Annotated in this window: 15 protein-coding genes; 2 read left to right on the top strand and 13 right to left on the bottom strand. The window is 66.7% G+C overall.

Annotated elements, in window-relative coordinates:
- The first annotated feature begins 129 nt into the window (after positions 1 to 129).
- Positions 130 to 2,580 carry a TonB-dependent siderophore receptor gene (locus tag ASF77_RS06945; RefSeq protein ID WP_056336749.1) on the top strand — a complete coding sequence of 817 codons (2,451 nt, stop codon included), beginning with the start codon at positions 130 to 132 and terminating at the stop codon, positions 2,578 to 2,580.
- 105 nt (positions 2,581 to 2,685) lie between these two features.
- Here ASF77_RS06945 and ASF77_RS06940 read toward each other — a convergent pair whose 3' ends face one another.
- From ASF77_RS06940 to ASF77_RS06885, 12 genes are all read right to left on the bottom strand, one after another.
- On the bottom strand, positions 2,686 to 3,030 hold the full coding sequence (locus tag ASF77_RS06940) for a hypothetical protein (RefSeq protein WP_056336746.1): 345 nt from the start codon (positions 3,028 to 3,030) through the stop codon (positions 2,686 to 2,688).
- Positions 3,031 to 3,052: 22 nt separating this feature from the next.
- Entirely contained in the window at positions 3,053 to 4,192 is a 1,140-nt protein-coding gene (locus ASF77_RS06935) for a diguanylate cyclase (protein ID WP_056336743.1), read from the bottom strand.
- 255 nt (positions 4,193 to 4,447) lie between these two features.
- Positions 4,448 to 5,974: a hypothetical protein gene (locus tag ASF77_RS06930; RefSeq protein WP_056336739.1), complete on the bottom strand. Its 1,527-nt coding sequence runs from the start codon at positions 5,972 to 5,974 to the stop codon at positions 4,448 to 4,450.
- The gene (locus ASF77_RS06925; RefSeq protein ID WP_056336736.1) at positions 5,971 to 7,944 is read right to left on the bottom strand and encodes a DUF4175 family protein; all 1,974 of its coding nucleotides are present in this window, start codon (positions 7,942 to 7,944) and stop codon (positions 5,971 to 5,973) included. The genes ASF77_RS06930 and ASF77_RS06925 overlap by 4 nt, the downstream gene beginning before the upstream one ends.
- Positions 7,928 to 8,911, bottom strand: coding sequence for a hypothetical protein (locus ASF77_RS06920; protein WP_056336733.1), 984 nt, complete (start codon positions 8,909 to 8,911; stop codon positions 7,928 to 7,930). The genes ASF77_RS06925 and ASF77_RS06920 overlap by 17 nt, the downstream gene beginning before the upstream one ends.
- Positions 8,908 to 9,807 (bottom strand): DUF58 domain-containing protein, encoded by a 900-nt coding sequence (locus tag ASF77_RS06915; protein WP_056336730.1) that lies wholly within the window; start codon positions 9,805 to 9,807, stop codon positions 8,908 to 8,910. Before ASF77_RS06915 ends, ASF77_RS06920 begins: the two co-directional genes overlap by 4 nt.
- A gap of 6 nt (positions 9,808 to 9,813) precedes the next feature.
- Positions 9,814 to 10,737, bottom strand: a complete 924-nt coding sequence (locus ASF77_RS06910; protein WP_373961802.1) for an AAA family ATPase — start codon at positions 10,735 to 10,737, stop codon at positions 9,814 to 9,816.
- Between the two features lie 82 nt (positions 10,738 to 10,819).
- The gene (locus tag ASF77_RS06905; protein WP_056336725.1) at positions 10,820 to 11,440 is read right to left on the bottom strand and encodes a DUF4159 domain-containing protein; all 621 of its coding nucleotides are present in this window, start codon (positions 11,438 to 11,440) and stop codon (positions 10,820 to 10,822) included.
- Between the two features lie 13 nt (positions 11,441 to 11,453).
- Entirely contained in the window at positions 11,454 to 12,791 is a 1,338-nt protein-coding gene (locus ASF77_RS06900) for a TldD/PmbA family protein (protein ID WP_056336722.1), read from the bottom strand.
- Positions 12,792 to 12,810: 19 nt separating this feature from the next.
- A complete protein-coding gene (locus ASF77_RS06895) occupies positions 12,811 to 14,448 on the bottom strand; it encodes a TldD/PmbA family protein (RefSeq protein WP_056336718.1) in 1,638 nt (545 codons plus the stop codon).
- Between the two features lie 81 nt (positions 14,449 to 14,529).
- Complete coding sequence (locus ASF77_RS06890) at positions 14,530 to 15,864, bottom strand: TldD/PmbA family protein (RefSeq protein ID WP_056336715.1); 1,335 nt, start codon at positions 15,862 to 15,864, stop codon at positions 14,530 to 14,532.
- A gap of 8 nt (positions 15,865 to 15,872) precedes the next feature.
- The gene (locus tag ASF77_RS06885; protein ID WP_056336712.1) at positions 15,873 to 17,510 is read right to left on the bottom strand and encodes a TldD/PmbA family protein; all 1,638 of its coding nucleotides are present in this window, start codon (positions 17,508 to 17,510) and stop codon (positions 15,873 to 15,875) included.
- A gap of 352 nt (positions 17,511 to 17,862) precedes the next feature.
- Here ASF77_RS06885 and ASF77_RS06880 point away from each other — a divergent pair, with 352 nt between their 5' ends.
- The gene (locus ASF77_RS06880; RefSeq protein ID WP_056336709.1) at positions 17,863 to 18,645 is read left to right on the top strand and encodes a class I SAM-dependent methyltransferase; all 783 of its coding nucleotides are present in this window, start codon (positions 17,863 to 17,865) and stop codon (positions 18,643 to 18,645) included.
- 155 nt (positions 18,646 to 18,800) lie between these two features.
- Here ASF77_RS06880 and ASF77_RS06875 read toward each other — a convergent pair whose 3' ends face one another.
- Positions 18,801 to 20,426, bottom strand: a complete 1,626-nt coding sequence (locus tag ASF77_RS06875) for a serine hydrolase (RefSeq protein WP_056336705.1) — start codon at positions 20,424 to 20,426, stop codon at positions 18,801 to 18,803.
- Positions 20,427 to 20,436 lie beyond the last annotated feature (10 nt).

Below are 20,436 nucleotides of genomic sequence, written 5' to 3'. Positions count from 1 at the left end.
AGGGCAGCTAGTGTTGCCGACTAGATACATGTGCTCCGGTCATCCTGAGAGCCTTGACATAGCACAAGTTCGCAGGAGGAACGCCGGGCAAGATTCGTCAATCACTGACACTCTTCAACGGGAACCACGATGATGCACAAGACCCTGCAACCGACCCTGCTCTCTGCCGCGCTGCTGGCCGCCTTTCCCTACGCCCAGGCGCAGACAGCCGATGAGGAAGCGGCGCAGAAGGTGGTCGTGGTCGGCTCGCGCGGTGCGGCCCGCACCGCGCTCGACACGGCGGTGCCGGTCGGCCTGGTGAGCGCGAAAGACCTGGCCTCGACCGGCAACCTGGAGCTGGGCAAGGCGCTGCAGGAGCTCGACCCTTCGTTCAACTTCAGCACCACCTTCATCAGCGACGGCACCGACATCATTCGCCCTGCCACCCTGCGCGGCCTCGGCCCCGACCAGGTGCTGGTGCTGGTCAACGGCAAGCGGCGCCACCAGCAGGCCCTGGTGAACGTCCAGCAGACGGTCGGGCGCGGCTCGGCCGGCACCGACATCAACGCCATTCCGATGGCGGCCATCGCCCGCATCGAGGTGCTGCGCGACGGCGCCGCCGCCCAGTACGGCTCGGATGCGATCGCCGGCGTGATCAACATCGTGCTGAAGGAAGGCGCCGGCAAGGGCGGCGCCAGCCTCAGCGCCGGCACCACGGCCGAGGGCGACGGCGACACCTACGGCGCCAGCGCCTGGCACGGCTTCGCGCTCGGCAATGCCGGTGGCTACCTGAACCTGGCGCTCGAGGGCCGCCGCCGCGGCGAGACCAACCGCGCCGGCCTCGACACCCTGCGCGTGAATCCGCCGCGCGTCACCCAGCGCATCGGCGACAGCCTGGCGCGCGACGCCTACCTGTGGACGAACGCCGTGCTGCCGGTCGGGCATGGCGGCGAACTGTACCTGTTCGGCGGCGCCTCGCGTCGCACGGGCGACGCGGCCGGCTTCTTCCGCCCGCGCGAGAATGCGCGCAACGTGCCGGCCGTGTATCCGGACGGCTTCCTGCCGAATATCCGCACCGAAGTACGCGACGCCTCGCTCGCCGTCGGCTACCGCGCCGATCTCGGCGGCGGCTGGAAGTTCGACACCAGTTTCAATCACGGCGGCAGCGAACTGGTATTCAACGAGCGCAATTCGATCAACGTCAGCTACTGGTACGAGCCGAACTGCGCCTGCGACATCCGCGGCGAATCGCCGCGCGAAGCCTATACCGGCACGCTCGGCTTCCAGCAGTCGACCTTCAATTTCGACCTGAAAGGCCAGGTGTTCTTCGTTGGCCAGCCGATCCTGGTGGCCACCGGTTTCGAATACCGGCGCGACAGCTACCGCATCGAGGCGGGCGAGCCGGTGTCTTACCAGTACGGCCGCACCAACAATCCGGCGATCGTCATCCGCGACCAGCTGGGCGGCATCGCCCAGGCCGGGATTCAGGGTTTTCCCGGCTATACGCCGGCCACCCAGGTTTATGAAGGGCGCCACAACACCGCCTGGTATCTCGACCTCGAGCACAAATGGAGTCCGCAGCTGACGCTCGGTTCGGCCCTGCGGCACGAGCGCTATTCAGACTTCGGCAACACGACCACGGGCAAGCTGATCGCCCGCCTCGACCCGAGCCGCGCCTTTGGCCTGCGCGCCAGCGCCTCGACGGGCTTCCGGGCGCCGTCGGTGCAGCAGAAGTTCTACAGCTCGGTATCTACCAATCTGAACAATGGGGGCGTGCTGACCGAGACCCTGACCGCGCGCGAAGGCAGCGCCGTCACCCGGGCCTTCGGCATCGCCCCGCTCAAGGATGAGACTTCGCGCAGCGCCAGCATAGGCATGGTGCTGCGTCCGGTCTCCAATTTTTCGGTGACGGCGGACGTCTACCGCACCGACATCGATGACCGTATCGTCTTCTCCAGCACGGTCGCGCCGGAGAGCGGCGCCTGCCCGACGGCCGCCGCCTGCCCGATCCGCGCCATTCTCGATCCGCTGCGCGTGGGCCAGGCCCAGTTCTTCACGAATGCGATCGATACCGAGACGCTGGGGCTGGACGTGGTGGCCGAGCACACGACGCGCAACCTGGCCGCCGGCACCTTGAAACTGTCCGGGCAATTGGGCCTGAACCGCACCACCGTGAAAGCGCGCCACTCGTCCTCGCCGGTGCTGAACGGCTTTCAACTGTTCGACGACGCCCAGGTGACGCTGATCGAACGCGGCCAGCCGCGCCAGCATCATGTGGTCGCGGCCGACTACGCGCGCGGGGCCTGGGGCGCGAACCTGCGCGCGAACTACTACGGCCGGGTGCAGGGACAGGGCTTCACGGCGCCCTTCGTGCAGACCTGGGAAGGAAAATGGCTGATCGACCTGGCGCTGCGTTTTGCTTTCACGCGCAATCTGAGCCTGACGGCCGGCGTCGACAACGCCTTCGACCGCTACCCGACGCGCTGGGACACGGCCCGCGCCGCGCCCTTCCCGCAGATGGGCTTCACGCACTGCTGGGAGACCTGCCCGTTCGGGATCAACGGCCGCACGATGTATGCGCGGGCCGAGTATACATTCTGAGGAAGAGCGGCGGCCCGCCCGGGCTGCCACGCATGCTTATTGCTGGTAGGTGTGGCCGCACTTGTGGCACAACCAGCTGCACTGCCACTGCCGGTATAGAACCGGTCATTCGCGGCTGTTGAAGCGGATCGCCTCATAGATTTTCCAGGCGCCGAACACCATGATGAGGAAGCCGATCGCGTCATGCTCCTCGCTGCGGAACAGCCCGAACCCGATCAGCGCCACCACCGACACCGCCATCAGCTTCTTCTTTTCCGGCGGGGCGGCGCGTTGCGCGAGCACGGAACTGGACACGCCGGATGTCGTCGTCGTCAGGCCGGTCAGCCGCAGGGAGTCGCTGAGATCCATGACCTCGCCGGTATGGCTCCTGGTGCTGATGAGCTGCGTACCGCCCTCATGCACCAGCTGCAGGCGCTGGGTGTGATCCGATCCACAATGCGTACACTGCATGTCCGTTCCTTGGTTTTTTTGATTAGCGCGCCGCGTGGCGGCACTCGGGCATCGCGTCGGCGGCAGGAGCCAGCACGATGCGGTCGCGGCCTGCTTCCTTGGCCTCATATAGAGCCTTGTCGGCGCGGCTGATGGCGTCGGCGAAGGGCTCGTCGGCGCGGCGGCTGGCCAGTCCGGCGGAAAAGCTGATGCGGCGGCCGTCGAGACCGGGCACCGTCATGCCGCGCACGCGCTCGGCCATCCGTTCCAGCACGGCGCGCGCATCGCCCAGCGAGGCGTCCGGCAGCAGCAACAGGAACTCCTCGCCGCCCCAGCGCGCCAGCACGTCGTTGGCGCGCAGCGAGGCGCGCGCGGCCGCCGAAAACAGGCGCAGCACGGCGTCGCCGGTGGCGTGGCCGTACTGGTCGTTCACCTGCTTGAAGAAATCGATGTCGATCAGGGCGATGCAGGTATCGGTACCCGGCGCCTGGCGGCGCTGCTCGCGCTCGAGCACTTCGTTCATGTGGCGCCGGTTGATCAGCGAGGTCAGTTCGTCGACGGTCGCCAGCACGCGGATGGTGTCGAGGGCGTCCGACAGTTCGCCCTTCTGGCGCTTCATGCGCGAACGCAGCTTGCTCATCTCGCCGCTCAGGAGCGCGGTCGACACCAGCGCGCCGGCCAGGTAACCGAAGGTCAATGCCTCGGTCAGGGGTGGATAGCGCAGCGGGTCGTGCGCCTGCAGCCACCACATGGTCGCGCCCATGCCGGCAATCGCGGCGGCCGACAGCATCAGCGTCTGGCGCGGCCGCAGGGCGAACATGCAGAACACGATGATCACGACCGTCATCGCCAGCATCGAGGCGCGCAGCGGCCCGGAAATGGCATAGGCCCAGACGGCGCACGCCAGGGAAAACGCGGCCTGGAACACGGCCAGCTGGTCGGGCGCCAGCCTGAACAGGCTGTGCGCGCGGATCAGCACATAGAAGACCAGCGCGCCGCCCGCGCCAAAGGCGGCCAGGCCGCGCGCCGCGCCGGTATGGATCACGCCCTGCTCGACCTGCACCATCAACAGACCGATGCAGATCACGTAGAGCACGCAGGTCGCGGCCCAGTACTGGAGCATGCGGTGCAGACGCGGATCGCTGCCGCAGAGCAGGATGGCGAGACGGCGCAATGCGTTCACGGCAGCGTCCTGCAGGGCATCGTTGCGGCGGGGATCCGATAAGGCATGCGGCCAATCTCTAAGAATCTGGTAAGCAGTCGTGGCGGTCGTGGCCAGCCAGCCCGCGGCGCTGTGACAGATATAGACAAGCGCGGGCGATCAAACTTTACCGAAGGCAATAAAGAATGTCGAGATATTTACTTGCGGTAACGAAACAGACCACTGGTGGTCGTTGCAATGTGACAACGACTGCTGAACAGGGGCGCCAGCGCCGCCTTAGCGCCGCTCGCGCCACCACAAGCCCAGCATCGCCAGCGCGAACAGAACCCCGAACGGCCATTGAGGCAAGGCCTGCCGGCTGGCCGCTGCCGCCGGCGCCGGCGTGCGCGCCGCATAGCGCGCGCTGGCGTCGCGCCGTTCGGCCGCCTGCCACAGCGGCCAGTCCTCAGGCGCGTACACATACACCTGGCTGCGTACCGGTTTGGATCCTCCGGTTTCCATCTGTAGCCAGCCCGGCGCGCGCGGCCAGACGGCGACGCAGGACGCGTCCACCCGATCCGGGCGGCGCTGCCAGTCGAGCGTCAACCCGAGCGCCGGGAAGCCCAGCTTGCCGCGTACGCCAAGCGCGCAAACTTCCAGGCGCTGGCCCGGCAGCGGCATCTCGCGCGGCGCCAGCCATTGAATGTCTTCCGTCCGTTCGACGCGCACCGCGTCGAGCATACCCTGCCACCACAGGGCCAGCGCGCGCGGCTCGCTGATCGCCAGACGGTGCCAGTCGGCGGCGCCCAGCCAGCCGATCCGCCCATTATTCCACTGGCGGGCCCAGAGACCCGCTTCGTTGCCCTGCCAGGGGCCGGCCTGGCGTGTGGCCGGCGCCAGCGGCGCCACCGGCAGCGGCAGCGGCCCGCCGGTCAGCTTGTCGGCCGGCTGCGCCTGCAGCGGCAGTTGCAGGCTGCGCGACCAGACGCCGGCGTCATTTGCGCTTGCGCCCAGCACCAACAAGGCGGCGCCCTGCCCGACCTGCTCCAGCAGGGCCGCGCGCGCCGGCGCGTTCGCGCGTTCGAACCAGGCGGCGTCGACCACCAGCAGATCCGGCTTCTCCATTTTTTCGCGCGCGCTCTCGCTGCGGGTAACGGTCTTACCGAGCGTGACCTGCCAGTCGACCAAGGCCCGGCTTTGCGTCAACAAATCGTTCAGCACACGCACGTCGAAGGAGGGCGCGCTGAAGCGGCCGCGTACCGCCAGCGGCCGGGTCTCGGCGACCAGCACCGGCACCGGCCCTTCGGCCACTAACCTGTTCTCGCCGTCCAGCAGGCGCGCCTTTAAAAGCAGTGTCTCGGCCAGCGGCGGCAGCCAGGACACCGTCAGGTCGCCGGCGCCGCGCGCCTCGGCCAGCAATTGTCCGTTCTCGGCCAGCAGCTGCAGGCGCGCCGGCGCCGCGCCGCTGCGGCGTACGGTCAGCGCGAACAGGCGCCCGAGCGCCAGCTGGCGCGGAAATTCCAGGCGCAGCACGGGCGTCGCGGGCGGCGTCCAGGCCAGCGGACGCGCCGGCAGATCCTGCCACTGGGCGGCGCGCAGGCCGTCGCCGTTCAGGCTCAGGCTGCGCACGCCTGCGAGCGAGGCCGGCGGGTTACGGGCATCGATCGCCAGCGTGGCGCCAGACTCGCCCGGCATGCGCAGATCCGCCGCCAGTAGCGCCAGCGCCGCGGTGGCGACCAGTGCCAGCAGCGCGTCGAAGAAGCGCCGCCGCCACAGATACAGCAGCACGCTGGCCGCGCCGATCAGGCTGATCGCAATGATCATTTGGCGCCTCCATCGATCCAGGCGCGTGTAAACGGCGTAGCGGTGACGGGCTGGGCCTGCAGCAGCACCGGCGCGTTCTCGACGCCGGCCCTCAGCCAGGCGCGCAGGGACGGGCGGCAGCGCAGGCAGCCGTCCTGCACGTCCTGGATCGCGCGCTGGGCCGCCAGGCGCTGCTCGTCGTCCTTCAGACGCTCGCGCACCCAGTCGTGCGCCGTGCGCGTCCATAAGGCCGGCAGCGCGCCCTCGTTCGAGAGCGCCGCCACCAGCGCGCGCAAGTCGCTCGGGATCGCTTCGTTCGCACCGCCCTGCTCGCGCGTATAGCTGACCGCGCCGACGACATCGCCCGTCATGCGCAGTTCTTCCCGGATCGGCGGCGGCACGAAGGCCGTCTTGTGCAGGTAGATGCGGTCGGCCTGCTGCAATTCCTTGATCGCCGCCAGCGCCTTGTATTCCGGCGCGAGCGCCGTTTTCGGCGAGATGGCGCGCAGCGCTTTCTCGGCGTCCCACATCGCCACCAGGGCGCGGCGCAGCACCTTCTTGGTCTCCTCGTCGTACAGGGTCGCGTTCTCCGCCTCGTCGTGAGCGTGGCCGAACTGGTGCAGCACGTCCATCTTGCCGGCCTCCCCTGCGTGGTCGTCGTCGTGCTCTTCGCCGCCGAACAGGTTCGATTCCTCGCCCAGGAACTGGCCGTAGCGGCGCCGCAGTTGGCCCTGGTCGAGTGCGATCGCTTCGCTGCGTTCGCGCACCGTCTCCGCGCTCATGCGGGTGGCGCGCATGTCGGCGATCAGCTGCTCGGTATCGATGATGATCTGGCGCTGGCTGCGCAGGCTTTGCGGTTTCACCAGCATCGGCATGGCCGCCGTCTGCTCGCTGTCTTCCACTTCCGGCGCCGGCAGGCGCAACGTGTAGGTGGGCGACTGCACCGTGTGGGCACGCGTGGCGTTGTCGGCCGCGCGCACGAAGAAATACAGCTCGTCGCCCGGCTCCATGCCCAGTTCGGCAAGCGTCCAGGATTTCGCCCAGTTGCGCTGGCGCGGATTGTTCGAGGCCGGCAGCGGCATTTCGCGGTCGGTGAACTTGATGTTCTCTCCGCTGCCGCGCGCCAGGGTCAGGTGCAGGGTGGCGCGCTGCACCCGGTAGTCGTCCTGCACCGACAGGGCCATGGCGGCCGACGTGGCGTCCGGTTTGAGTTCCTGGATCATCTGAACCGGCTGGGCGATGGTGATCGTCGGCGGCGCATCCGGCGTCACCTTGACGGTATACCGGGCGCCGCGCCAGCGCCAGAACAGGGATTCGGTGGCGACCAGGGTCGCGCATCGTTCGCCCACCTTCAGCGTACGGCCGTCGCTCAGTTCCAGCGTCGTCGCGCCCGCCTCCGGATTTTTCAGGCACCAGGCGAGGCTGCCGCCTTCGGGCAGGCTGATGTCGCGCGGCGCGCCGCTGCTGGTGGCGGCGCCGGTATAGGCCGGCGGCGTCGCGGTGACCGTCAATTGCGGCACGGCCGCCGCTTTGGCCGCCGCGCTGACAGGCACAGGGGCAGGCGCCGATACGGCCGGCCGCTGGCCGAAGAACCAGACCACGGCTGCCAGCGCCAGCCAGGGCAACAGCCACATGAAGCCGGTGCCGATGTGCGGATACACGGCGCGTCGCATCGCCGGCTTGTCGAGCGCGGCGTCGATCCGGGCCAGCAGGCGCTGGCGCTGCAGGCGCGCCAGCGGCGTGTCCGCTTCGATCAGCAGCGCGCTGCTGTCTTCCAGGCTCGGCACGGCCGCGTCCAGCCAGCCGCTCCAGCCGTGCGCGACCTGCCGGCGCAGGCGCGCCGCATCCCACATGCACCAGGCGACCCAGGCCAGCAGGCCCGGCAGCAGGCGCAGCGCCAGCCAGGGCAGCGTGCCGAGTAGCCACAGCGGCAGGCGCCGCAGCAGGGCCGCACGCCATAGGCGGCGCAGGATGTCAGCGTCGCCGTGCATGGGTCAGGATCCTCTCGATAGCGAACAAGGCGACCAGCGCCCACATCAGGAAGTCGCGCAGGGCGCCGCTGGCGTAGGTGCGCGCGGCAGCCGCGCTAGGGGCAAAGGCCTGCGGCGGCGCCGTATAGGGCACCGGTGCGTAATGCAGTTCGCGCCAGGTCTCCAGCAGCGCGCGCGCCGCGCCCGGGTCGGCCGGCGGCCAGGCGTTCGAGGCCCAGACCCGCCCGCGCGCGCCGTCGGCATAGCGGATGCCGCCCACCGCCTTCGATTGCGCCAGTTCCGTAAACGCGCCGGTATCGGTCGTCCACCACAGCGGCGCGCGCATGCCGGCCGGCGGCGCGTCCGGCATGTCCCAGACGATCAGTTCGGTCTTCGGCCCCGGCGTGTTCTCGAGCACGACGCGCAGCGGGCCGTCGAGCGCCGCGAACATGCGCCGCCATTCCGGCGCGCGCGCGCTGACGATGGCCACGCGCGCTTCCAAGCGCGGCACGGGCGCCGCCAGCGTACGCAACGCGACCGGCCGGCGGAAGGCCGGCAGGCCGGCCGGCATCGGGATATCGCCCAGCACCAGGAGGCGCGCCTCCGGCTTGAATTCGCGTTCGTGGGCGCCGATCCAGGCCAGCGCCTCGTGCGCCGGCAGCGGCAGGCGCGCCGCCTCGACGTAGCCGGCGGCTTTTATTTCGCGCTCGACCCAGCGCGCATCCGTCCCCTGCGCCACCACGACCGTGTCGCCGCGCCAGGGGAAGACCGGATCGGCCAGCCAGGCGATCGCACAGACCAGCAGCAGGCAGCGCACGATCAATAGCAGGATATCCGACCAGCGCCAGACGCGCATTTGCCGCGGTTCGGTACGCGGCAGGAAGCGCGCGCTGGCCAGCGGTTCGGCCTTCACCTGCACGCGCTTCTTGCGGTGCCACCAGATCGGCAGCAGCAGGGTCGGCAAGGCGAGCCACCACAGGCTGGTCATCGGCGCCCTCCATTACCGCCCCGTGGGCGCAGCCACTGGCGCAGGATCTCGCCCGGCGCCCCCTCGATGCGCGCGTTCACCAGCGGCACGTCGTTGGCGCGCATGGCGGCGTTCACGCCATCGAAATGCTGTGCGCGCTTGCGCAGATAGCCCTCGCGCAGGTCGGCGCCGAAGCGGAACACGGCAGCGTCCCGTTCCGGGTCGCGGTAGGCCGGGGCGCTATCGAAACTGCCCTCGCACTCGGCCGCGGTCTGCAGGCAGGCGGCGCGCACGTCGTGACGCATGTGGCGCAGGCGCACCAGCGCTTCCGACAGCGGCGAGGGCCAGTCGAGAAAATCGGTGGCGGCGAAAATCAGGGAAGGAGAGCCGGCGAAGCGCAAGCCGCTTTTGAGGACGGCGGCGTCGGGCAACTCGCCCTCGGCTTGCACTTGCGTCAGTTTGGCCAGCACCCGCTGCAGCTGGCGCGGGCCGCGCGCGGCCGGCACGAACTGCACCCGGCCGCCGGACAAGACCGCAAGCCCGAAGGCGTCGCCTTGCCGCTGCGCGATCGCGGCGACACAGGCCAGCAGCGTGCGCGCATAGCCCAGCTTGTCCAGGCCCGGAATGCTGCGGCTCGGTTCCGCCATCGAGGCGCTGGCGTCCAGCAGCAGCCAGACCGCCACGTGGCTGTCGCGCTCGGCCTCGCGCACGTAATACCGGTCGGCGCGCGCCAGCAGTTTCCAGTCGACGCGGCGCCACTCGTCGCCCGGCGCATAGGCGCGGTACTCGGAGAATTCGACACCGGAGCCGCGCTCGCGGCCGGCGTGCACGCCCTGCCCCAGTCCCGCCAGCACGTGGCGGATGACGAGGTCGAGGTCGGTCGTATGCGCGATCAGCGCGGAACTGGCCAGTGCCATTAGCGATCAGTCGACCCGGATCTCGGCGCGGATCGCCTGCAGGATGTCGGCCATCGCCACGCCATCGGCTTCGGCCTCGAAATTGCGCAGCACGCGGTGCGCCAGCACCGGCAGCAGCATGGCGCCGATGTCTTCGCGCGTGACGGCCAGGCGTCCGGCCATCAGGGCGCGCGCTTTCGCCGCCAGCACCAGGGCCTGGCCGGCGCGCGGGCCGGCGCCCCAGCCGACGTGTTTTTTCACAGCCGCGACGGTCGTCTCTTGCGGACGCGTCGCACGCACCAGTCTCGTGGCGTAGCGCAGCAGATGCTCGCCGATGGCGATGTCGCGCACCAGCTGCTGCAAGCGCAAGAGCGTCTGCAGATCCAGCGCCGGTTCCGCATCCTGCAGGTTCGATTGCGTCGTCATCGCCACCATCGCCACTTCTTCGTCCTCGGTCGGATAAACGACGTCGATGCGCAGCAGGAAGCGGTCGAGCTGGGCTTCCGGAAGCGGATAGGTGCCGCTCTGCTCGATCGGGTTCTGCGTGGCCAGCACGAAGAAGGGGCGCGGCAGCTTGTGGGTCTGGCCGGCGAAGGTCACGGAGCGCTCCTGCATCGCTTCCAGCAGCGCCGATTGGGTCTTGGGCGGCGCGCGGTTGATCTCGTCGGCCAGCAGCACCTGCGTGAACACGGGGCCTGGCTGGAAGCGGAACGAGCGCTGGCGCGTCGCTGCATCTTCTTCCAGGATCTCGGTGCCGACGATATCCGAGGGCATCAGGTCAGGCGTGAACTGCACCCGGCGGAACTGCATGTCGGTGGCCTGCGCCAGCGATTTCACCAGCAAGGTTTTACCGAGACCGGGCACGCCTTCGACCAGGGCGTGGCCGCCGGCCAGCAGGCAGGTCACCAGCAGGTCGACCACTCCCTCCTGGCCGATGATCACGCGCGCCATGCTGGCCTTGAGCGCCCCTACTTTCGCCACCAGGTCGCTCACTTCGGACTCGCTCCAGCTTACCGTGTCATGCTCTGCCACTTCATGCTCCCAACGCATATTGAATGATGTTCACCGCAAAGCGGGTATTGTCCACCGCGAGAAACCGTTTATTCCGAAAGTCGTAATCCCACTCGCAGCCGTAATCCTTGTTCGAGTACAGCACCCGCACTCGCCCGCCGATCTCGATCGCCTTCAGGTACTCGTGCACCAGGTCGTCGCCCCAGCCGTTGAGCTCCACCGAGGTGTTCGGCGGGCCGTCGAACTTGAAGAAGCTCGAATACACCGGGTGGTTGTTCGGGATCTTGCGCAGCGCCGAGGCGCCGAAAATCTTCGCCATTTCGGCTTCGAAGGATTTGGCGAACAGCCCGTCGACGTCGTGGTTGCAGTCGTCGACGAACACGAAGCCGCCGCCGCGCACGTAGCGCTCGAAGTTCTTGCGCTCGGCGGGCGTGAACTGCACCAGCTTGTGTCCGGCCAGGTAGCAGAACGGCGCTTCGAGCACCTTCGGGTCGGACAGCGCGATCATCCGCTCGGCCGGATCCACCTTCAGGGTGGTGTACTCGACCAGCGAATTGAGCACGTTGCTGGGCATGCGCACGTCCACATCCCAGTCGCCCGACTCGTACAGCAGGCGCGTGAAGTAAAAATCGTAACGGGCCATCTAGCGAACTTCTTTACACGGCATCCGACAAGGAGGTGAAGTTAAAGTCGCGCACCTTCATCGACGGCAGCACCATCTGGTACGGCACCTCGTCGCCGCCGATCACCTGCGCCACGCCGAGTTCCTCGACATTGTTCAGGATCGTGACCGGGCTCTCGTTGAAGCGGAAATTCTTGATCGGGTACTTGATCTTGCCGTTCTCGACATAGAAGGTGCCGTCGCGCGTCAGGCCCGTCAGCAGCAGCGACTGCGGATCGACCATGCGGATGTACCAGGTGCGGGTCACGACCACGCCTTTTTTCGTCGAGGCGATCAGCTCTTCCAGCGACTTGGTGCCGCCCGCCATGATCATGTTGCCGTGGCCGGCCGTGGCGACCTTGCCCTGCTTCTGCGCCCAGTAGCGCGAATAGTCGAGCGAGGCGATGCGGCCATTCTTGATGATGTCGGTGCGCTGGCGCGCCAGGCCCGATTGGCCGTCCCAGGGCAGCACCGGCACGTCCGTGTTCCACGGATCGGCCCAGACGTTGATCTGCTCGTCGAACAGCTTGTCGCCCAGGCGGTTCTTGCCGCCCTTCTTGGTGAGGAAGCTGCGCCCCTCGTCGGCGTCGCGCGCGCTGAAGGAGCTGAACATATTGCCCAGCACCTCGGAGGTCGCCGCCGGCTCCAGGATCACCGTGTAGCGGCCCGGTTCCAGGGCCTTGGCTTCGACCGAACGCAGCGCCTTTTCAATGGCGACGGCGGCCGCCTCGCGCGCGTCGAAACGGCTGGCGTCGGTGGCCGAACGCGTGACCCAGCCCGAGCCGCGCCCGTCTTCGGTGCGCACGGTGCAGGTGTAGGCCAGATCCGTCATTTCCTGGAAGCCGAACACGCCGTTCGAATTGGCGGTGGCATTGAAACGCTTGCCGTCGTTGAAGAAGCCGGCCGTCACCAGGCCGGCCTTCTTCGCCGCTTCGATGCTGTAGGCCGCCACTTGCGCGCGGTATTCCGGGTCGATCTCGGCGGTGGCGCGGGCGAAGGTCGGCGAGGCCTTATAGTCCTGCTTGCCGACGGCCGGCATGAATTCCGGATTCTCCGGCGCCAGGCGCGCCAGTTCCTCGGCGCGGCGCACGGCCTTTTCCAGCGACTTGTCGTCGAATTCGTTGAGCTGGGCGATGCCGGATTTTTTACCGAAGGCGACCTGCACGGTCAGCTGCATGTCTTCGTTCGAGCCCGCGGTCGAAATGCTGTTGCGGGCGAAGCGCACGTTGCCCTCGCGCTTGCCGCTGATGTCGACGCTGCATTCGTCCGCCTTCGAGAACTTGATGACGCGCTCGCAGATGCGTTGTGCTTCTTCCTTGTTCAGCTGTTTCATCGTTTTTCCTGTCTATCCCTTAAGCGATCTTGCGGGCAGTGTTAATCACGTTGATGCCGTTGAAGCGCGTCGTGCTCGAACCATGCGAGACCGCGCTGACCTGGCTTGGCTGGCCCTTGCCGTCGAAGAAGGAGCCGCCCATGCGCCAATCGCGCTCGTCGCAGATGGCGCTGCAGGCATTCCAGAATTCCTGGGTGTTCGACTGGTAAGCGACGTCTTCCAGCGGATTGGTGATCTTGCCGTTCTTGATCTCGTAGAACAGCGTGCCGCCGAACTGGAAGTTGTAGCGCTGCTGATCGATCGAGTAGGAACCGCGGCCGACGATATAGATGCCCTTCTTGACGTCCTTGACCATCTCGTCAGGCGTCAGGCGCGCCTTGCCCGCTGCGAGCGAGACGTTCGGCATGCGCTGGAACTGCACGCTGCTCCACGAATCGGCGTACGAGCAGCCGTGCGATTCCTTCTCGCCGATGATGTGGGCCTGGTCGCGCGTGGCCTGGTAGTTCACCAGGACGCCGTCCTTGATGATGTTCCACTCCTTGGCGCGCACGCCTTCGTCGTCGTAGCCGATCAGGCCGAGCGAACCCGGGCTGGTGCGGTCGGCGATGAAGTTCACGCGCTCCGAGCCGAACTTGAAGTTCTTGCTCTGCCATTTGTCGAGCGTGGCGAAGCTGGTGCCGGCGTAGTTGGCTTCGTAGCCGAGCACGCGGTCGAGCTCCGTCGGGTGGCCGACGGCTTCGTGGATGGTCAAGAACAGGTGTTCCGGCGCCAGCACCAGGTCGTACTTGCCCGGCTCGACGGATTTCGCCGACAGCTTCTCGCGCGCCTGCTTGCCGGCCAGGCGCGCGTCTTCCACGACGTCGTAGGATTTCGTGTACAGCGTGGTGACGCCGCCGGCGGCGCGCACCTTGCCGCCGCCTGCCACGTCGAAGTATTCGTAGCCCATGCTGACCGGCGAACCGAGGCCGGCGCGTGAGCGGAACTTGCCCGTGTTCTTGTCGACGGCAGTCGCGTTGATCGGCGCCCACAGACGGTGGATGTCCTGGTCGATGTAGGAGCCGTCGGTCGAGGCAAAATATTTTTGCTGGTTGATCTGGAAAAGGTTCGCCGTCATGAAGCTGGCGCCCGCTTCCAGGCCGGCCTTGTTAGCGGCGATCAGCATCTCGGCCTTGTCTTTCACCGGCACCGCGCGCCAGTCCTTCTTGATCGGCGTGGCCCAGGCGACTTCGCCCACGCCCTTCACCGGCGCCAGCTGCACGGGTTCCAGCTGCAGCTTGGCGTTGGCTTTCGCAATCGCCACGGCCTGGCGCGCGGCGGCGGCCACGGCGTCCGGGTTCATGCTGTTGGTGGCGGCGAAGCCGTAGGCGCCGCCGGCGATGACGCGCACGCCCACGCCGGTCGATTCGGTATTCGTGATGTTCTCGACGTTCAGGTCGCGCGTCGTGATGAACTGGTTCAGGTAGCGGCCGATACGCACGTCGCAGTAGGACGCGCCGGCCTTGGTGGCCGCGTTCAGGGCGGCGTCGGCCAGCGATTTCTTGAAGCTCAGCGCCATGGGGCTGAGCAGGTCTTCGGCCGCGATCGCGTTGCCGAACACCGGCACCACCATGGCGCCCGCCGTGCCGGCGCCGATTTTTAAGAAGGTACGTCGTTCCATTGTGTCTCCGTTGCCGCGGTGTCGATCGTCACGCGGCGTTTCCGCGTACGGTGGACGGCGCCGCCGTCCACCGCACAATCATCAAACCGCGTCCGACAGCGAGGTGAAATTGAAGTCGCGTACCTTCATCGCCGGCACCACCATCGGGTTCGGGCCTTCGTCGCCGCCGAGCACCACCGACTTGCCGATTTCCTCGATGTTGTTGAGCATCGAGACCGGGCTCTCGTTGAAGCGGAAGTTTTTAATGGGGTGCTTGACCTTGCCGTTCTCGACATAGAAGGTGCCGTCGCGGGTCAGGCCGGTCAGCGCCACCGATTGCGGGTCGACCATGCGGATGTACCAGGTACGGGTGACCAGCACGCCCTTCTTGGTGTTGGCGATCAGCTCGTCGAGGCTCTTGTCGCTGCCGCCCATGATGTAGTTGCCGGCGCTGCCGATGGCGCGCTTGTTCTTCTGCTTGGCCCAGTACAGCGAGTACTCGAGGTCGGCCACGCGGCCGTCCTTGATCCACTGCTGGCGCTCGCGCGGCAGCATGTTCTGATCCCATGGCAGCACCGGCACCAGCGGATCCCAGGGATCCGACCAGATGTTGACCTGCTGGTCGAACAGCTTGTCGCCGACGCGGTTCAGGCCACCCTTCTTCGACAGGAAGCTGCGGCCCTCGTCGGTGTTGCGCGCATTGAAACCGTTCATCATGAAGTTCATCAGGTCGCTGGTGGCGGCCGGTTCCAGGATGACGGTATAGCGGCCCGGCTCCAGCGCCTTGGCATCGACCGAACGCAGCGCCTTTTCGATGGCGACATCGGCCGCTTCACGCGGGTCGAAGCGCGCCAGGTCGCGCGCCGAGCGGCGCACCCAGCCCGAACCGCGGCCGTCTTCGGTGCGGATGGTGCAGGTGAAGTCGAGCGAGGTCGAAGCCTGGTGGCCGAACACGCCGTTCGAATTGGCCACCGTCTGGAAGGAGGTGGTGTCGGTCAGGAAGCCGGCGCTGACCAGGCCCTTCTTGCGGCAGGCCTCGATCGCGTAGGCGGCGGCCTGGGCGCGGATCTCGGGGTCGATGTCGGCGGTCTTTTGGACGAAGGTGTTCGAGGCCTTGTACTGCTGCTTCGAAACGGTCGGCATGAACTCCGGATTTTCCGGGGCCAGGCGCGCCAGGTCTTCGGCGCGGCGCACGGCCTTTTCCAGCGATTTGTCGTCGAACTCGTTGATGGTGGCCGTGCCCTGGCGCTTGCCGAAGGCGACGCGCACGGTGAGCGTGGTGTCGTCGGTCAGGCCGGCGGTCGAGACGGCATTGCGCGCGAAGCGGATGTTGCCGTTGCGTTCACCACCGATGCTGACGATGCATTCGTCGGCCTTCGAGAGCGACAGCACGCGGTCGCAGATGCGTTTGGTTTGTTCCTGGGTCAGGATGGTCATGGTCTTCCTTAGCCGATCTTGCGGGCGGTGTTGATCACGTTGATGCCGTTGAAACGCGCGGTCGAGGAACCGTGCGAGACGATGCTGATCTGCGGCGGCTGGCCCTTGCCGTCGAAGAAGGAGCCGCCCATGCGCCAGTCGCGCTCGTCGCAGATGCCGGCGCAGGCCGTCCAGAATTCCTGGGTGTTGGCCTGGTAGGCGACGTCTTCCAGCATTTGCCCGATCTTGCCGTCCTTGATTTCGTAGAACAGCTGGCCGCCGAACTGGAAGTTGTAGCGCTGCTGGTCGATCGAGAACGAACCGTCGCCGACGATGTAGATGCCCTTCTTGATGCCCTTGACCATGTCGTCCGGGCTCATCTTCTTTTTACCGGCCGCCAGCGACACGTTCGGCATGCGCTGGAACTGGACGTTGCTCCACGAGTCCGCATACGAGCAGCCGTGCGATTCCTTCTCGCCGATGATGTGGGCCTGGTCGCGCGTGGCCTGGTAGTTGACCAGGATGCCGTCCTTGATGATGTCCCACTGCTTGCAGCGCACGCCTTCGTCGTCGTAGGCGACGGCGCCCAGCGAACCAGGGGTGGTCTTGTCGGCGTACAGGTTGACGATCTCGGAGCCGTACTTGAATTTCTTGGTTTCCCACTTGTCGAGGGTGGCGAAGCTGGTGCCGGCGTAGTTGGCTTCGTAGCCGAGCACGCGGTCGAGTTCCGTCGGGTGGCCGACCGATTCATGGATGGTCAGGAACAGGTGTTCCGGCGAGAGCATCAGGTCGTACTTGCCCGGGGTGACCGATTTCGCGGTGAGCTTACGCTTGGCGTCGCGGCCGGCGGCGCGCGCGTCCTCGATCATGTCGTACGAATTCGTGTAGAGCGTGGCGACGCCGCCGGCGGCCTTGACCTTGTGCTCCGGACGCGCGTCCAGGTATTCGTAGCCCATGCCGACCGGCGCACCCAGGCCTTGCCTCGAACGGAACTTGCCGCTGGCCTTGTCGACCGCGGTGGCGCTGAACGGCGCCCACAGGCGGTGCAGATCCTGGTCGATGTAGGAGCCGTCGGTCGACGCGAAATACTTCTGCTGGTTCACTTGGAACAGCATCGACTGCATGAAGTTGGCGCCGCTGTCCATGCCGGCCTTGTTCGCCGCGATCAGCAGCTCGGCCTTTTCCTTGATCGGCACCGCGCGCCAGTCTTTCTTGTACGGCGTCGCCCAGCTCACCTCGCCCACGCCCTTGACCGGTGCAAGACGCACCGGCTCGGTCTGCAGCTTGGCGTTGGCCTTGGCGATGGCCACTGCCTGGCGCGCCGCGCCGGCGATGCCGTCCGGGGTCATGTCCGAGGTGGCGGCAAAGCCATAGGCGCCGTTGCAGATCACGCGCACGCCGACGCCGGCCGATTCGGTATTGACGACGTTCTCGACGTTCAGGTCACGGGTGGTAACGAACTGGTTCAGATAGCGCCCGATGCGCACGTCGCAGTAGGAAGCGCCGGCCTTGGTGGCGGCGTTCAGCGCGGTGTCGGCCAGGGCCTTCTTGGCGGCGACGGCCATGGGGCTGAGCAGTTCTTCGGCCGCGATCGCACGGCCGGCGACGGGAATGAGCATCGAGCCAAAGGCCAGCGTGCTGATGTTGAGGAAAGTACGACGTTCCATGCTGTCTCCTGAATTCCGCTTCTTCGGGGGCGGCGCAGCCGCATATGTATGTGGTGAACTCGTGGTGCCATCGCGCATTACCTGAATGGCAAACCGTTAAACATTAGCAGCAACCAATGATTTTGAATAGGCAATCTTTATACCAGTCGCAAAGTGGCTGCGAACTGGCTGTGGTATGCGGTTTTTGGGCGTACGTACGTTGTCCACCAGGTGTCCGCCTGTCCGCCCGGACACCCGCCGGACAGTGCATATGCACCGGTTTCGCTTGACTGGCCGGGTTGCTTGTTCGATCATCGGCGCGGCAACGGCCACCGCGGCCACCGGCCCATAACCCCTACGGAGACACCGACCCATGAAACGACTGATCCTGGCCGCCCTGCTGGCCGCGAGCGCCGCCGGCGCCGTGCAGGCCGACGACGCCCTGAAAGCCGTCATCGCCGGCGAACACCGCGCCACCAACGCCGCCCGCGACGGCGCCCGCCATCCTTACGAAACCCTGACCTTCTTCGGCATCAAGCCGACCATGACGGTGGTCGAACTGGTGCCGGGCGGCGGCTGGTACACCGAGATCCTGGCGCCCTACCTGCGCGACAAGGGCAAGTACATCGCCGCCGGCCAGGCGCCCGAGAAAAAGGGCGCGCAAGCCTTGCGCGCCAAGCTCGACGCCAATCCGGCCCTGTACGGCAAGGCCGTCACCGCCGTGTTCGAGCCGCCGAGCCGTTACGAGATCGCCCCGGCGGGCAGCGCAGACATGGTGCTCACCTTCCGCAACCTGCACAACTGGGTCGGCAATGGCGAGGCAGCACTGCAGACGACGTTTAAAGAGATCCACAAGGTCTTGAAGCCGGGCGGCGTGCTGGGCGTGGTCGAGCACCGCCTGCCGGCTGCGATGCAGCAGGACGAAAAGGCCTCGAGCGGCTATATGCACGAGGCTTATGTCATCAAGATGGCCGAGAGCGCGGGCTTCAAGCTGGCCGGCAAATCGGAAGTGAACGCCAATCCGAAGGACACGGCAAATCATGAGAAGGGCGTGTGGACGCTGCCGCCGGTGCTGGCCAACAAGGACAAGGATCGCGAGAAGTACATGGCGATCGGCGAGAGCGACCGGATGACCTTGAAGTTCGTGAAGCAATGATGGCCGGTTGACTCCGCAAACCGCGTGGGCTCGGGGCGCCCACCCTACACGGCTTGACGGCGACGTAGAGCCGTGTAGGGTGGGTCCCCGTGCCCACGTGTTCGACGCACGCCGGCACAGAGGTAAAAAAAACGGGGCCGCGGCCCCGTTCTGTTTTACAGCTTCGCCTTCGCCGGTTTCACCGGCGTGAACAGCAAATCGTGGAAGTCGTAGCTGAAGTCGGTCTCGGTCGACACCGCCTTCATCTTCACATGCTCGATAGCGCCTTCGTGATCCAGCGCGAAGGTGACGTAGGCGTCGGCGTTGAAGTTACGCTCCTTCCAGCGCACGATGAAGGTGTCGTGCTGGAAGTGCTCCATCTCGCCGGTGAGATCCGGCGTGCGCGTAAACGACAGGATCATCTTCTTGCCCTCGCGCTTGATGGTCATGGCGCCATACCACGGATCGGTGTACTGGCCTTCGTAGGACGCCAGCGCCAGCGAGGGCTTCGAGGCAGCGACGCGCGTGGTCGAGGTCTTCTTCAGGCGCGCCAGTTCCTCGCTGTGCCTGCGGTCTTCGTCGTCGGCGATCAGCTTGATCCAGTCGGTCGGCGCACTGCCCGTCATGTACTGGTCGAGCAGGCGGTATTGCAGGGCATTCAGGGAGCCGCCGCTTTCCGCATTGGTGAGGATGGCCACGCCCAGCTTCGATTCCGGCACCAGCAGCACGCGCGAATAGAAGCCCTGCAGCGCGCCGCCGTGCATGGCGACCAGCTGGCCCTTGTAGTCGCGCAGCTGGAAGCCCAGGCCGTAGGCGTAGAAGTTCGGACGCGCCGCCGCCAGCGGGCCTTTCGGCTGGCTGATCTTCATCGGCGTCTGCGCCGTCCACATCTCGCGCGACTGCGCCTCGCTCCACAGGCGCAGCTCCTTGCCGTCCGCGCCCTTGGCACCCTGGATACGGCCGCCGTCGAGCAGCACCTTCATCCACTTGGCGATGTCCTCGGCATTGGTATTGATGCCGACCGCACCGACCGCGTTATCGACCGGCATGGACTTCACGGCGGCGATCTTGTCGTTGATCTTGCTGTGCGCGTTGGAGGCGTTCGGGTTGCCGGCGTTTTCGGCCAGGCTGGTGGTGGTCGTATTCATGCCGACGGGCTTCAGGATGCGCTCGCGCACCGTGTCGCCCCAGGTTTTACCGGACTTCCGGGCGATGATCTTGCCGGCCACGATATACAGCAGGTTGTCGTAGGCATAGCTGTTGCGGAAGCTGGTCGCCGGTTTTACATAGCGCAGGCGCTCGATGATCTCGTCGGTGCTGAAGTTCGTCGTCGGCCACCACAGCAAATCGCCCGCCCCGAGGCCCAGGCCGCTGCGGTGGGTCAGCAGGTCGCGCACCGTCATTTCGCGCGTCACGTAGGCGTCGTACATCTGGAAGTCCGGCAGGTGTTTGACCACCGGGTCGTCCCATTTCAGCTTGCCCTCGTCGACCAGCATCGCCAGCGCGGCGGCCGTAAACGCTTTCGAGTTGGAGGCGATCTCGAACAGGGTCTGGCCGTCGACCTTGGCCGGCTCGCCGAGCTTGCGGACGCCGAAGCCGCGCGCGGCGATGACTTGTCCATCCTTGACGACGGCGATCGCAATGCCGGGCACGTCGAAGGCTTTCATCACGCGGGTGACGTCCTGTTCGAGGTCGTAGGCCGGGGCGACGGCCGACGCCGCCGGCGCTGCGGTCGTCTGCGCGATGGCGTGGGCGCCGAGGGCGGAAAACGCGATCAGGATCGCGGCTGCAATGCGGTTCATGGGTTGCACT

This window comes from Massilia sp. Leaf139, assembly GCF_001424165.1.
GTDB lineage: Bacteria > Pseudomonadota > Gammaproteobacteria > Burkholderiales > Burkholderiaceae_D > Telluria.
This window is presented reverse-complemented; position numbering and strand designations above follow the sequence as displayed.